This is a genomic window from Streptomyces sp. CRN 30 (assembly GCF_034105845.1).
The window spans coordinates 1-13,940 of the sequence record NZ_JAVRHI010000196.1 but is presented as its reverse complement, the minus strand read 5'-3'; the positions used below and the strand labels follow the sequence as shown (position 1 = coordinate 13,940).

Genomic DNA, 13,940 nt, shown 5'->3' with positions numbered 1-13,940 from the left:
GTGGCCGAACGCTACGCGCTGTCCCTGACGAGGGCGACTGGGGTGCACGCCCGTCCGGAGTCCGCCACGCGCCCTTCCGGATACTTGCTGACAGCTGGCCGTCACGGGGCACGTTCCAGCCCGAACGGCACCCTGTGCACCTACGAGAGTCTGCCTGGACCCAGGTTCATGACGTACGGCATCGCAGAGCCGAGGGGCACAAGCCGTTCACCTCCTACAGCTACCGCCTCGCTTCACACCCATGTTTCCTGGTCAACGGTCACTTGGTCCGGCAACCCTGGTGATCCCGATGCGCTACGCCGCCCGCACCGTGCCCTCGCCGTCGCTGTCGTCGTCCTCCGGGAGCTTGCAGACGCGCTCCAGGAACAGGGCGGACGCTATGACGGCGAGGCCCGCGAGGACGGAGAAGCCCGCGTAGACGGCCTGGTCGCGGCGGGCGGGGACCTCCAGGGACTCCAGGAGGAAGGCGCCCACCCCGCCGTACACGCCGGCGGCCAGGGCCGCGACCAGCGCGCTGGCCTGGCCGAAGACGACCGCGCGGGCCGCGAGCATGGGGTCGACGCCCTGGGCGCCCGGGCGGCGTTCGCGCTGGGCCCTGAGCCGGGCGCGCAGCGAGAGCGCCGTGGCGAGCAGGACGACGGCGATCAGGGCCAGCACGACGGGCGCGGCGAGCGGAACGCTGGGCAGCGTGCCCAGGGAGCTCCACAGCCGGGCCCCGGCCCAGGACAGCACTCCGGCCACCACGAACACCGCGGCCAGCGTCCTGATGCGCAGCTCTCTCACGATGTCCTTTCGTCAGCGTCGTCCGACGTCGTCCGACGGCCGGTGAATGTTGCGGGTCCGGTAGACCTTAACGACTACTCGGGCAGCCGGAGTTCCAGGTCGGCGCGGGCCGTGACGCCGTCGTGGGTGAGGTCGGCGAGCAACCGGCCGACCGGGCCGTGACCGGGCAGCTGTGCCTCGGGGTCCACGTCGTGCCAGGGCGCGAGGACGAAGGCCCGCTCGTGCGCGCGCGGGTGGGGCAGCGTGAGGACGGGGTCGTCGGAGACCACGTCGGCGTAGGCGACGATGTCGACGTCCAGGGTGCGCGGCCCCCACCGCTCGTCCCGTACGCGGTGGAAGGCCTCCTCCACCGCGTGGGCGCGCTCCAGGAGCGAGTCGGGCGGCAGGGTCGTCTTCAGCAGGACGACCGCGTTGAAGTACGTGGGCTGGCTGCCCGGCTCGACGCCCCAGGGCTCGGTCTCGTACACCGGGGAGACCGCCTTGACGCGTACGCCGGGGGTGTCCTCCAGGGCGTCCACGGCACCCTGGAGGGTCTCCAGGCGGTTGCCCAGGTTGGCGCCGAGGGCGAGCACGGCGCGCTGGGGGTTGTGCAGGGTGCTGTCGGCGGCGTCCACCTTCTCGACGACGGAGGCGGGCACCGGCTGGACGGTCGGGTCGCTGGGACCTTCGGTGAAGGACGCGGTCATGCTCGGCTCCGGGTGATGGTGACGGTCACGTCGTCGAACGGCACGGTGATGGGGGCCTGCGGCTTGTGCACGCAGACCTCGACCTCCTGCACCTCTTCGTGGTTCAGGCACACCTGGGCGATGCGCTCGGCGAGCGTCTCGACGAGGTCGACGGGCTCGCCCTCGACGACGGCGACGACCTCCTCCGCCACGATGCCGTAGTGCACGGTCTTCGCCAGGTCGTCGTCGGCCGCGGCGGGCCGGGTGTCCAGGCCGAGGGTGAGGTCCACGACGAAGGTCTGGCCCTTCTCGCGTTCCTCCGGGAAGACACCGTGGTGCCCGCGGGCCTTCAGGCCGCGCAGCGCGACACGATCCACGCGAATCACTCCTGCAATCGTCGGGCTGTGCTGTCTCGGGGCCGGTTCCGGGCCCCGGCCGGGTGGGTGCCGGACGCCGTCGGTGCCCCGGCCCCACCGAATCTACCTGCGGGCACCGACAGTGCTTGCCCACGCGGGTCCGGGCCCGGTCATGGGCGGGCACGGTTCACCGGGTGTTTCCCCGGGTGAACGCTCCGGCCGGGCGGCGCGGAGCCGGTGCGGTCATCGGGCCGGCGTGTCGTCGTCCTCGTCGCCGTCGCTCTCGGCCAGGACGGGCGAGCCGTGGTGGGACCAGAGTTTCCAGCCGTCGTGGGTGCGCCGGAAGACGTTCGTGGCGACGACCAGCTGGCCGACGAGCGGGCCCGGCTCGTCGCCGTCCTCGGGGGGCGGGCCGCCGCTGAGGATGTTCTCGGTGCAGGTCACGAGGGCGGTGTCACCGGTGACGGACACATGGACGTCGGTGAGGAAGAACTGGATGTAGTCGGTGTTCGCCATGATCAGGGCGTACGACCGGAGCACCTCGCCGCGGCCGGTGAGGACCGGCCAGCCGGGGTGGACGCAGGAGATCACGCCGGTCTCCGCCGGGTCGTGGTACTGCTCGTCGACGCCGACGTCCGCGGGGACCAGCCAGAGCGCGGAGAGGGTCTCGAAGTCGCCGCGCTCGACCGCCTCGTAAAAGGCCCTGTTGGCCAGTTCGACCTGCTCGACGTCGGTGTGGGGCGCGCTCACCGCTCCATGGCCCCTTCCACGGCCCGCGCCACGCGCACGGCGTCGGCGGTGGCCCGTACCTCGTGGACGCGGACCGCCCAGGCGCCCCGATGGGCGGCGAGGGCGGAGACGGCGGCGGTGGCGGCGTCACGCTCGCGCGCGGGGGGCACGGCGCCCCCGGGGCCGGCCAGGACACGGCCGAGGAACCGTTTGCGCGAGGCGGCGACGAGGAGGGGGTGGCCGAGGGCGTGCAGGCGGTCCAGGCGGGCGAGGAGGGAGAGGTCGTGCTCGGCGTCCTTGGAGAAGCCGAGTCCGGGGTCCACGACGACGCGGTCGGGGGCTATGCCGCCCTCCACGACGGCCTCCACGCGCGCGTGCAGCTCGTCGACGACCTCCGCGACGACGTCCTCGTAGCTGCCCCTGGCGTTGCCGCCATCGAGGAAACCGCGCCAGTGCATGACGACGAAGGGGGCGCCCGCCGCGGCGACGACGGGGACCATCGCGGGGTCGGCCAGGCCCCCGCTGACGTCGTTGACGAGGGCGGCCCCGGCGGCCAGGGCCTGCTCGGCGACACAGGCGCGCATGGTGTCGACGGAGACGACGACGCCTTCGGCGGCCAGACCGCGGACGACGGGGACGACGCGCCGGAGCTCCTCCGCCTCGTCGACGCGGGTGGCGCCGGGGCGGGTGGACTCGCCGCCGACGTCCACCAGGTCGGCGCCCTCGGTGACGAGGTCCAGGCCGTGCTTCACGGCGGTGGTGGTGTCGAACCAGCGGCCGCCGTCGGAGAACGAGTCCGGGGTGACGTTGACGACGCCCATGACCGCGCAGCGGTCCCACGCGGGCAGTCCCGTCACGGGCTTGCGCTCGCTCTGCTTGCTCATGCGTCCAGCCTAGGCCCCGGGGCACGGGCCGGTCCGCCGGGACCGTACGCCGGGAGGTGACGCACGTCCGGCGGGGGGACGCCGAGGCCGGTCTCCCGGCTCCACACCTCGGCACCGGTCCGGGAGCAGCCCGTGACGGCGGGGGTCCAGGAGTGGGCCCGGGCCTCGTCCATGAAGCGTTCGATGGCGCCGGGCCAGGCCGCCACGTCACCGAGCGGGTCACCGTCGGCGAGCATGACGCCGTGCTCGACGCGGTAGGTGACGGCCGCCCTGCCGCTGGGGGAGAAGACGACCGCCGTGTCCCGCCGGCGGGCGGAGCCGTCGGGCGGGCCGTGGCCGCCGTACTCCTCCCGCAGGGCGCGCAGCCGGTCCTCGTCGTCCGGGGTGAGGTGCGCGGCGGGCCGTTCGGGGCGCAGGGTCAGGTGGAGCGTCGTGGCGGCGGTCAGCAGGCCCAGGACGGCGAGCAGCCGGCCGACCGTCCAGGACGCGCCGTCCGTGTAGTGGACCGGGCCCCGGAGGCCGAGCAGGCCGTACAGCACGTGCTCCAGACGGTCGGCGAGGCTCGGGGCGCCGACCATGTGATCGGTGCGGACGCCGACGGCGACCAGCCCGACGAGGATGGATCCGGCACCCATCAGCAGGAAGTTGGTGAGCGCGCGCCAGCGGCTGCGCGGGCCGGGCGGGGCCCGGAACCGGTCGCGGTGCCGCAGCAGCAGCGCGAGCAGCGCCACGGAGGCGAGGCCGCCGAGTGCTCCGAGGAACGACTGGCGGCAGGCGTACTGGGCGAGCGCGCCGGCCGGCAGCAGGAGCACGGCCGCGTGCCAGGCCCGGCGCCCGCGCCGCCGCAGTCCGTGCGCGAGGAACAGCAGGAGGACCCCGGCGCCGAGGGACAGGGCGGCCGCGAGCGGCCCGAGGGCGCCGGACGGGAGTTCGGCGAGGGCGTGGGGACGGCCTTCCCGGGGGAGCGGGAGGACGCCCGCGGCGATGTCCACGAGTCCCATGAGCGCGCAGGACCGGGCGACCAGGGCGGGGGCGGCGTCGGGGCGCGGTCCGCGCGGTCCGCGTGGTCCGCGTGGTCCGCGTGGGACACAGAGCGGCCGGCCGGACCGCCCCGCGATCCCGTCCGGCCGCCCCGGCGCCTCGCCCGGCGGCTGCCCGTTCATCCAGAGAGACATCGCATCCCGTGCTTCGGCGAAGGAGTGTCGAATCCGGTGCCAATCCGGCATCCGGCACCATTGCGCCCTCTAGGACGGTCTCTCGGGGACGGAGGTTCACTCCTCCTTCACAGCGCGCCGCCCACGGGGTCGCTGACCGTCTCCAGGCGCACGTCCGCGCGCGGGATGTCGCGTGCGTCCGCGGCCGTGGAGCGGCGCAGCGCCTCGTGCAGGCGGGAGGGGGTGAGGACGCCGAGGAAGCGGCCTTCGCCGGCGTCATCGATGACGGCTATCCAGCCGGCGTCGTGCTGCAGCATGGTCGCGAAGGCCTGCTTGAGGGGCGCGCCCACGGGCAGCCACGCCTCCATGCGGCGGGCGTGCTCCCGCACGGTGCCGGTCCGCACGCGCGCGTGCTCGGCGGAGATCCAGCCGTGCAGGTTGTCCTCCTCGTCCAGCACCACGGCCCAGCGTGCGTCCAGCTCCCTGGGCAGGGGGTCGTCGAGGTGCACCACGGGCGGCTGCTCCAGGTCGCCCTCCTCGATCGGCGTCACGGAGAGCCGCTTCAGGCCCCGGTCCGCGCCGACGAAGTCGGCCACGTACTCGTTCGCGGGCGCGCCCAGCACCGCGGACGGGGTGTCGAGCTGCTCGATGCGGCCGGACCCGTACACGGCGATGCGGTCGCCGAGCCGTACGGCCTCCTCGATGTCGTGGGTCACGAACAGGACCGTCTTGCGCACGGACTGCTGGAGTCTGAGGAACTCGTTCTGCAGCCGCTCGCGCACGACCGGGTCGACCGCGCCGAACGGTTCGTCCATGAGGAGGACGGGGGGGTCCGCGGCCAGCGCCCGGGCCACGCCGACCCGCTGGCGCTGCCCGCCGGACAGCTGGTCGGGATAGCGGTCGCCGTACACCGACGGGTCGAGGCCGACCAGGTCGAGCAGCTCGGCGGCGCGCTCGCGGGCTCTGGCCCGCTTGACGCCCAGCAGGTGCGGCACGGTCGCGGTGTTGTCGAGGACCGTCTTGTGCGGGAACAGGCCGACCTGCTGGATGACGTAGCCGATGCGGCGCCGCAGCTCCACCGGGTCGACGGCGGCGATGTCCTCGCCGTCGAGCAGGATGCGGCCGCTCGTGGGCTCGATGAGCCGGTTCACCATCTTCATCGTGGTGGTCTTGCCGCAGCCCGACGGGCCGACCAGCGTGATCAGCTCCCCTTCGGCGACCTCGAAGGACAGGTCGTCGACGGCCGTGGTGCCGTCCGCGTACCGCTTGGTGACGTGCTCGAACCGGATCATGACTCCCCATTGTGTCCCTCGCCGGCCGCGATCGCGTGAAGACGGTGTTGCGGCCGTGCGGTGGCTCTCGGTGATTGTCAGTGGCAGGGGCTAGGGTCACAGGCAAGTCAAGAACACGAGAACTGTTCGGTCCAGCCGCATGTGTTCGAGGTATGGGGGGAGGTGCGGCGGGTGAGCACTCGACAGAACTGTCTGGTGGAGAACCACTGGATCTGCGGGGAGTACGTCAGCACCCGGAGCCAGGAGCTGATCGACGCGACGGTGCAGCACGTGGGCATCACGGCCGCGTCGGTCGCGATCGGCGTGCTGGTCTCCTTCCCGCTGGCGCTGCTGGCCCGGCGGTGGCGCTCCGCCGCCGGTGCGGTCCTGGGAGTGACGACCGTGCTGTACACCATCCCGTCGCTGGCGATGTTCTCGCTGCTGCTGCCCCTGTTCGGGCTGTCGGCCACACTGGTGATCACCGGCCTGGTGCTGTACTCGCTGACGATCCTCGTACGCAACTTCCTCGCGGGCCTCCAGGCCGTCCCCGCGGAGGCCGTCGAGGCCGCGCGCGGGATGGGGTACGGGCCGCTGCGGCTGCTGTGGGAGGTCGAGCTGCCGCTCGCGCTGCCGGCGGTGCTCGCGGGCATCCGCATCGCCACGGTCTCCACGGTGGCGATGACGACGGTGGGCGCGATCGTCGACTACGGCGGGCTGGGCTCGCTGATCCTCGGCGGCCTCGACAGCACCTTCAAGGCGCAGGTGCTCACCGCGTCCGTCCTGTGCGTGGCGCTCGCCCTGGCCGCCGATCTGCTGCTGCTCGGGGTGCAGCGGCTGCTCACGCCGTGGACGCGGGCACAGCGGCCGGAGCGCGGTCGCGCCCGCGTCCGGGCGGAGAAGGTGGCGGAGCCGGCGTGAGCGCGATCTCGGGAGCCTGGGAGTGGCTCACCACGGACAGCAACTGGCAGGGCGAGTCGGGCGTCTGGCACCGGCTGGGCGAGCACCTGTACTTCACCGGGGCCACCCTCGTCGTCGCCTGCCTGATCGCCCTGCCGCTCGCGCTGTGGCTCGGTCACCTCGGCAAGGGCGGCACGCTCGCGGTGAACATCTCCAACGTCGGACGGGCGGTGCCCACGCTCGCCGTGCTGGTGCTGCTGACGCTCACCCCGCTGGGGGAGCACGGCGACCTGCCGACGCTGATCGCCCTGGTGCTGTTCGCCGTGCCGCCGCTGCTGACCAACGCCTACATCGGTATGCGCGAGGTGGACCGGTCGGTGGTGGAGGCGGCGCGCGGCATGGGCATGAGCGGCGGGCAGGTCTTCCGCCGGGTCGAGCTGCCGCTCGCGTACCCGCTGGTGATGACGGGGCTGCGCTCGGCGGCGGTGCAGGTGGTCGCCACGGCCACGCTCGCCGCGATGGCCGGTGAGGGCGGACTGGGGCGGATCATCACCGCCGGGTTCAACCTGCAGAACACCTCCCAGGTCGTGGCGGGCGCCTTCCTGGTGGCGCTGCTCGCGCTGCTGGTGGAGGGAGTGCTGGTGGTGGCGGGGCGGGTGGGCGACCCGTCGCCGGCCTCCCGGATACGGGCGCGTCGGCCGGGCCGCACAGCGTCCCGCATCTCGAAGTAATGGCCGTAATTACCGAAATTGCCGACGGTCCTGTTGACGGGCCGGGATTTTCTGGGGTGTCGATGAACAGCGGAACACGCGGTACGGGCAGAGCGGGCGGGCGTCACGGCGTACGCCGGGTGCGCCGGGCAGCGGTCGCGGCGATGGCCGTCGGGGCACTCACCGGCATGCTCGCGGCCTGTGGCGGGGACAGCCTCGAGGAGCAGGGGTCGGGTGACGCCTCGGGCGGCGCCAAGGGCGAGCTGGTGGTGGGCGCCGCGGGGTTCACCGAGGCGAAGGTGATGGGTGAGCTCTACAAGCAGCTGCTGGACGACGCCGGTTACGACGTGACCCTGCGGACCGTCGAGAACCGCGAGATCTACGCTCCCCAGCTGGAGAAGGGCGCCATCGACATCGTGCCCGAATACGCGGCGACCCTCGCCGAATTCCTCAACCTCGACGAGAACGGTCCGGACGCGGAGCCGGTCGCTTCCAGTGATGTCGACGCCACGGTCGACGCCCTGAGGAAACTCGCCGAGCCGCGGGGCCTGAAGGTGCTGCCGCCCGGAGAGGCCGTGGACCAGAACGCGTTCGCGGTGAGCCGGGAATTCGCCGAGGAGCACAACCTCAAGACGCTTTCCGATCTCGGTAAGTCGGGAGTCAAGGTCAAGATCGCGGCCGGTGACGAGTGCGAGACGCGGCCGTTCTGCGCACCGGGACTGGAGAAGACGTACGGCATCGACGTCGCCGGGATCGACCCCAAGGGCGTCGGGACGACACAGGCCAAGCAGGCCGTGAAGAACGGCACCGACCAGATGGTGCTCACCACCACCACGGACGCCACGCTCGACAACTTCGACCTCGTGCTGCTGGAGGACGACAAGAAGCTGCAGAACGCCGACAACCTGCTCCCCGTGGTCAACGCCGAGGAGGCGGGTGACCAGGAGATCGCCGACGTACTCGGCAAGCTGACCGAGACGCTCACCACGGACGATCTCGCGGAGCTGAACCGGAAGGTCGACGAGGAGCGCCAGAAGGAGGCCGATGTCGCCGCGGAGTACCTCGAGTCCAAGGGACTGACCGAGAAGTAGGCCGTCCCCCCGGCATGACCCGTGACCTGCGCGGGAAGTCCCCGGCGGTGGCGAGCGGACGTCCGGGGCCTTTTCCGGCCACGTGCCGGGCGCCCGCGCCGGGTATCCGCCGGACTTCCCGTGCGCACCCTCCGGATCAACGGTGTGCATGAACCGGCTCCTGCCTTCGGAAATGTGCCGGGGCCGGTGCATCGTCCGGCCGGACGGTTCCGCCGATGACTTCACGGGCCGTTCCGATATCGAATGCGCAAGCGCTTACAGATAACGATCCGTGCAGCTCGGGGTGGCTGTCGTCGCCCGAGACGACACGGCACCTTGGAGGTGGCTGTGTTTTTACCTTGCGGGGCACCATCATTCGCCTACGCGCGGTAAGTTTCTGGCCATGCCACGTGGACGTCATCGCCAATCACCGCCCTTGCACAGGCTGCTGCCGCTTTCGGCGATCGCCGGCGTCTCGGTCGTCTGCGCCCTGGGGCCCTGGTTCTTCTCGGAGCCGTACCTGCTCCGGGGGCTGGCCGCGGGTGCCGCGGCGACGGCGGTCGTGGGCGCGATCATCATGCGCCGCTGGGACGCACAGGCGGGCAAACGCGTCGCGGAGCTCACGCGCGCGCGGGCGAGCGACGAGTGGCGGTTCGAGGAGCAGGTCGCCGAGCTGGAGTCCGACCTGGACGAGTCACGCGGGCAGCGCCGGCGCCTGGAGGAGAAGCTGCGGGCCAAGCGGGCCGAGCTGGCGGGCCTGCGCAACGAGCACGCGGCTCTGCTGCGCCGGTACGCCACCGCGGAGTCGGAGCGCGCGTCCGCCCTGGAGAACCGCCGGCTGCTGGCCGTAGAGGCGTCCGCGGAGGCGTCCTCGCAGGCACCGTCCGCGGAGACGCCCGCGCCCCCGGCCACGGCACGTGCGCTCACCGCTGGAAGCCCGCTGGGCGAGAGCGCGCAGCGGACCGCGCCCGCTCCGGTGACTTCGCGGGACGGCGCCGGTGAGGGAGTCGTCGAGGACGGCGACGGGCAGGCCGGCACCGGCACGCGGCCGACCGCGCCCGGCATCTTCTCCCCGGCCGGCTCCGCGCTGTTCCTGCGCGCCGGCGCCGCGCTGAACCGCATGGGCGGGAGCGGCGCCGCCAAGGCCGCGAGCGCGGCCGGCACGGTGAACGGTGAGACGGCGAACGCCGAGACGGACGTCGTCGAGGCGGCCGCTGGGAAGGCGGCCACCGCCCAGGCGGCCACCGCGGAGCCGGACTTCACGGAGGAGGGCACCCCGCAGGCGGGCGGCGCCGGAGAAGGCGAGGCCGAGACCGAGGCGGCCGGGACGGTGCGCCCCGCGACGGCCGACGGACTGGGCCCCGCGGCGGCCGGTGAGCCCGCGGCCGTGGACGCATCCGCGGTGTCAGTGGGGTCCTCGGAGCTTTCGGGTTCCTCCGCGCCGTCGTTCTCCTCTGAGCGCCCCGACTCCGCCCAGGCCCACCGGGACGGCCCCACCGAACCGTCCCAGCCCACCGGGCCCACGTCCAGCGCGGCCGGCGACGGCTTCGTGGCCCCCGCGCCGGAACCGTCCGTGGCGGCGCCCGCGCTGCCGGACCGTTCCTCCGGTCACTTCACGGTGCCGACCGCGGTGGCCGTCGTACCGGCGGCTCCCCGACGGCGCCCGGCCGTCGAGGGCGGCTTCGACTTCTTCGGTACGCAGAAGGACTCGGCCGCCGTCGAGGACGTACAGGTCGCGGACGTACAGGTCGCGGACGTACAGAACGAGGACCTCGCGGACGTGGCCGGTGAGGAGGCGCTCGCGCTGCACAAGGCGGAGGGCGAGCCCGAGTTCAAGGCCGCGGACGAGAACGTGCGGGACGTCGGCCAGGTCATCGACCTGACGGCCCACGACGAGACCGAGCGGATCGACCTGGAGGGGCTGCGCAGCGCGGCTTCCTGACGGAGGCAGAAGTCGGACCACACTGCCACGTACGCCGAGGGGCGGCCGCCATCCGCGGCCGCCCCTCGGCGTACGTGCTCCCCCGGCCGGCCGGGATCAGGAGGCCATCCAGCGGTCCGGCCGCGCCTGCCCGCGCCCCGTCCTGGACCGGTCCGCCTGGGCCTGGAGCAGGTGTGCCGCCTCGTCCGCGTCCCGCAGCCGAGCGGTCACCGTCTTGTTGGCGCCGGTGTGCACACGCACGTCCGCGAGGCCCTTGAACCGCATCCAGGGCCCCTGTGCCAGCTGCACGCTCTGCACCTTCGCGTGCGGCACCAGCGCGACACTGCGCCGCAGCAGCCCGCGCCAGGAGATGAAGACGTGGTCGGTGACGGCGAGGCCGTAGCCGCGCCACCAGAAGGGCACGCACCACGCGGCGCGGCGCGGCGGCCGGGACGGCGCGGGCGGCACGGTCACCCCGGGCAGCACGCGCGCGACCATCGCCTCGGCCGTCCCGCGCGGCGCGACCGGCACCAGCACCGAGTTCGACGAGCCCGCCACGTCCAGTTCGACCCGCACCCAGTCGCGCCGTCGCCACAGCAGCGGCTCGACGATCCGTACGGTCTGCACCCGGCCGGGCGGCACCGTCTCGTGCGCGCGGTCCAGGAGTCCGTGGTCGATCCGTATCCCGTCCGGCGACTCGCCCACCGTCCAGTCGTACTCCCCGACGAACCGCCCCACACTGCTCGCGCCCGCCGCGCCGAGCAGCGGCAGCGCCACCGCGAGCACCGTCCACACGCTGTGCGTGACGAACCACAGCACCGTCGGTACGACGACGGCGGCGGTCAGCGTGCCCCAGGTGGCCCCGGTGAGGAGGAGGGACTTGGCGAGGATGCCCGGGGGTACGTTCAGCAGCCGGCGTACCGGTGCCTCGCCCACCTCGTGCGCGGTCTCGGGGGCGAGACCGGCCGCGCGGGCGAGGAGTTCGGCCCGCAGGGCGCGGGCGTGCGCCTCACCCAGATAGGCTAGTTCGTCCTTCTTGTCCGTTCCGATGACGTCGAGCCTGAGTTTGGCGACGCCCGCGACCCGGGCCAGCAGTGGCTGGGTCACGTCGATGGCCTGGATCCTTTCCAGCCGAATGTGCGCCGTCCGCCGGAAGAGCAGGCCGGTACGGATGCGCAGCTCCGTGGTGGTCACCGCGAAGTGGGTGAACCACCAGGTCAGGAAGCCGTACAGGGCGGCGGCCGGCACGAGGACCGCCAGTCCGACGAGCAGCGAGGTCGTGGTCAGCTTCGCCAGCTGCCGCTGCGCCTGGTCGAGGTCGTGCACCGCCCAGCCGATGAGCACGGCGACCGGCGCCCAGGCGCGCCGCAGCGGCGTGACGGGGTGCAGCCGGTGCTCGACCACCGCATCACCCGCGCGCGGGGCGTCGCCGTTCTCCGCGCCAGCGGCGTTCTCCGCGTTCTCCGCGTTCTCCGGCTTCTTCGGCTTCTCCGTGGGCACGGCGGACGGCATGTCCGACGGCGCACCCGACGGCGCACCCGGCGTGCTCACAGCCCCGCCGATCGGGCCTCGCCCAGCTCGGTGAGCCGGTCGCGCAATCGTTCCGCCTCCGCCGGATCGAGCCCCGGGATCCGGGCGTCCGTGGCGGCCGCGGCCGTGTGCAGCTGTACGCCGGCCAGCCCGAAGGACCGTTCCACCGGCCCGGACGTCACCTCGACCAGCTGCATCCGCCCGTACGGGACGACGGTCTCCTGGCGCCACAGCACGCCCCGGCTGATCAGCAGGTCGTCCGCGCGTTCGGCGTAGCGCCAGGACTGCCAGTTGCGGCCCAGCATCGGCCAGCCCGCCAGCAGCAGGCCCAGGGGCAGCAAGGCGAACAGCCCCCATCCGGGACCGGCCAGCAGGCCCGGCACCAGGGCGGCGGCGAGGGTCAGCGGCCCCAGCCACACCACCAGCAGCAGGCGGCGCATCCGCAGCAGACCACGCGGCAACCCGGTCCAGACGGGCTCGCCACCACCCGCCCGGGCCGGTGCCGTCACCGCCGCCGGCCCCGCGCCGTGCTCACCGTCGTGTCCCGCGTCGTCCATGGTCCCCGTCTCCATTCGGCCAGCCTACGTACGACAGACTGTTCCCATGACTCCTACGACGGAGACCACGGTCGGTATCGGCGGAGCCGCCGAGAGCACGGACATGGTGCTCAACATCGGGCCCCAGCATCCGTCCACCCACGGTGTGCTGCGGCTGAAGCTCGTGCTCGACGGCGAGCGCATCCAGCACGCGGAGCCGGTGATCGGCTACATGCACCGCGGCGCCGAGAAGCTGTTCGAGGCGCGCGACTACCGCCAGATCGTCATGCTCGCCAACCGCCACGACTGGCTCTCCGCGTTCTCCAACGAACTGGGCGTCGTCCTCGCTGTGGAGCGCATGCTCGGCATGGAGGTGCCGGCGCGCGCGGTATGGCTGCGCACCCTCCTCGCCGAGCTCAACCGGGTGCTGAACCACCTGATGTTCCTGGGGTCCTACCCGCTGGAGCTCGGCGGCATCACCCCGATGTTCCACGCGTTCCGGGAGCGCGAGGAGCTCCAGAACGTCATGGAGGAGATCTCCGGCGGGCGCATGCACTACATGTTCAACCGCGTGGGCGGTCTCAAGGAGGACCTCCCGGCCGGATGGACCTCCCGCGCGCGGGGGGCCGTCACCGCGGTGCGTTCGCGGATGGGCGTCTTCGACGACCTGGTGCTCGGCAACGAGATCTTCCGGGGACGGACGCGGGGCGTCGGCGTCCTGACGGCGGAGGCGGTGCACGCGTACGGGGTGAGCGGGCCGATCGCCCGTGCCTCCGGGGTCGACTTCGACCTGCGGCGCGACGAGCCGTACCTCGCCTACCCGGAACTGCGGGACGTCCTGCGGGTCGTCACCCGGGACGAGGGTGACTGCCTGGCCCGATTCGAGTGCCTGCTGGAGCAGACCCACAACGCGCTCGACCTCGCCGACGCCTGCCTCGACCGCTTCGCCGAGCTGCCGCCCGGGCCGGTCAACCAGCGCCTGCCCAAGGTCCTCAAGGCACCCGAGGGCCACACCTACGCCTGGACCGAGAACCCGCTCGGCATCAACGGCTACTACCTGGTCAGCAAGGGCGAGAAGACCCCGTACCGGCTGAAGCTGCGCTCGGCCTCGTACAACAACATCCAGGCGCTCACGGAACTGCTGCCGGGCACGCTGGTCTCGGACATGGTGGCGATCCTGGGCTCGCTGTTCTTCGTGGTGGGCGACATCGACAAGTAGGCCCACCGACGAGTAGGCCCGGCCAACTCCCCGCTAGGGCCTGTTGCGAAAGTCCCGCCTGCCGGGCGACGCCATGCACGCACTCTCGCCGCACCGGGCCCAGACCCGAGTACATCCAGTACGAGGGTCTGGGCCCGGCACGGCGAGAGCACGCACCTGACGCCGCCCGGCCCGCCCTTCGGGCGGACGACGGGACTTTCGCAACAGGCCCTAGA

The 13,940-nt window shown here is 72.8% G+C and carries 13 protein-coding genes and 1 pseudogene; 5 read left to right on the top strand and 9 right to left on the bottom strand.

What is annotated here, in order from left to right; all coding sequences use genetic code 11:
- Positions 1–294: 294 nt before the first annotated feature.
- The 7 genes and pseudogenes from UW392_RS20545 to UW392_RS20515 all read right to left on the bottom strand — a co-directional run bounded on the left by UW392_RS20545 (position 295) and on the right by UW392_RS20515 (position 5,863).
- Positions 295–783 (bottom strand): DUF3180 domain-containing protein, encoded by a 489-nt coding sequence (locus UW392_RS20545; protein WP_320776508.1) that lies wholly within the window; start codon positions 781–783, stop codon positions 295–297.
- Between the two features lie 74 nt (positions 784–857).
- Complete coding sequence (gene folK, locus UW392_RS20540) at positions 858–1,469, bottom strand: 2-amino-4-hydroxy-6-hydroxymethyldihydropteridine diphosphokinase (protein ID WP_320776507.1); 612 nt, start codon at positions 1,467–1,469, stop codon at positions 858–860.
- A complete protein-coding gene (gene folB, locus UW392_RS20535) occupies positions 1,466–1,825 on the bottom strand; it encodes a dihydroneopterin aldolase (protein ID WP_320776506.1) in 360 nt (119 codons plus the stop codon). Before folB ends, folK begins: the two co-directional genes overlap by 4 nt.
- A 222-nt stretch (positions 1,826–2,047) precedes the next feature.
- On the bottom strand, positions 2,048–2,554 hold the full coding sequence (locus tag UW392_RS20530; RefSeq protein ID WP_320776505.1) for a nuclear transport factor 2 family protein: 507 nt from the start codon (positions 2,552–2,554) through the stop codon (positions 2,048–2,050).
- Entirely contained in the window at positions 2,551–3,417 is an 867-nt protein-coding gene (gene folP, locus UW392_RS20525) for a dihydropteroate synthase (protein WP_320776504.1), read from the bottom strand. Before folP ends, UW392_RS20530 begins: the two co-directional genes overlap by 4 nt.
- An 83-nt stretch (positions 3,418–3,500) precedes the next feature.
- Positions 3,501–4,592, bottom strand: a pseudogene (locus tag UW392_RS20520) (phosphatidylglycerol lysyltransferase domain-containing protein); the annotation flags it as partial.
- Between the two features lie 107 nt (positions 4,593–4,699).
- Complete coding sequence (locus UW392_RS20515; protein ID WP_320776503.1) at positions 4,700–5,863, bottom strand: betaine/proline/choline family ABC transporter ATP-binding protein; 1,164 nt, start codon at positions 5,861–5,863, stop codon at positions 4,700–4,702.
- Positions 5,864–6,034: 171 nt separating this feature from the next.
- On the opposite strand from UW392_RS20515, the gene UW392_RS20510 reads away from it, so the two are divergent.
- From UW392_RS20510 to UW392_RS20495, 4 genes are all read left to right on the top strand, one after another.
- On the top strand, positions 6,035–6,760 hold the full coding sequence (locus UW392_RS20510) for an ABC transporter permease (RefSeq protein WP_320776502.1): 726 nt from the start codon (positions 6,035–6,037) through the stop codon (positions 6,758–6,760).
- On the top strand, positions 6,757–7,470 hold the full coding sequence (locus UW392_RS20505) for an ABC transporter permease (RefSeq protein WP_320776501.1): 714 nt from the start codon (positions 6,757–6,759) through the stop codon (positions 7,468–7,470). Before UW392_RS20510 ends, UW392_RS20505 begins: the two co-directional genes overlap by 4 nt.
- A gap of 62 nt (positions 7,471–7,532) precedes the next feature.
- Complete coding sequence (locus UW392_RS20500; RefSeq protein ID WP_320776500.1) at positions 7,533–8,540, top strand: ABC transporter substrate-binding protein; 1,008 nt, start codon at positions 7,533–7,535, stop codon at positions 8,538–8,540.
- A gap of 415 nt (positions 8,541–8,955) precedes the next feature.
- Positions 8,956–10,461 (top strand): hypothetical protein, encoded by a 1,506-nt coding sequence (locus tag UW392_RS20495; protein ID WP_320776499.1) that lies wholly within the window; start codon positions 8,956–8,958, stop codon positions 10,459–10,461.
- 96 nt (positions 10,462–10,557) lie between these two features.
- Here the strand turns inward: UW392_RS20495 and UW392_RS20490 are convergent, their stop codons facing one another.
- Together UW392_RS20490 and UW392_RS20485 are read right to left on the bottom strand one after the other, a co-directional pair.
- Complete coding sequence (locus UW392_RS20490; protein ID WP_320776498.1) at positions 10,558–11,952, bottom strand: PH domain-containing protein; 1,395 nt, start codon at positions 11,950–11,952, stop codon at positions 10,558–10,560.
- A gap of 35 nt (positions 11,953–11,987) precedes the next feature.
- Positions 11,988–12,542 (bottom strand): PH domain-containing protein, encoded by a 555-nt coding sequence (locus tag UW392_RS20485; RefSeq protein ID WP_320776497.1) that lies wholly within the window; start codon positions 12,540–12,542, stop codon positions 11,988–11,990.
- Positions 12,543–12,573: 31 nt separating this feature from the next.
- Between UW392_RS20485 and UW392_RS20480 the strand changes: the two genes are divergently transcribed.
- Positions 12,574–13,725 (top strand): NADH-quinone oxidoreductase subunit D, encoded by a 1,152-nt coding sequence (locus UW392_RS20480; protein WP_320776496.1) that lies wholly within the window; start codon positions 12,574–12,576, stop codon positions 13,723–13,725.
- Positions 13,726–13,940 lie beyond the last annotated feature (215 nt).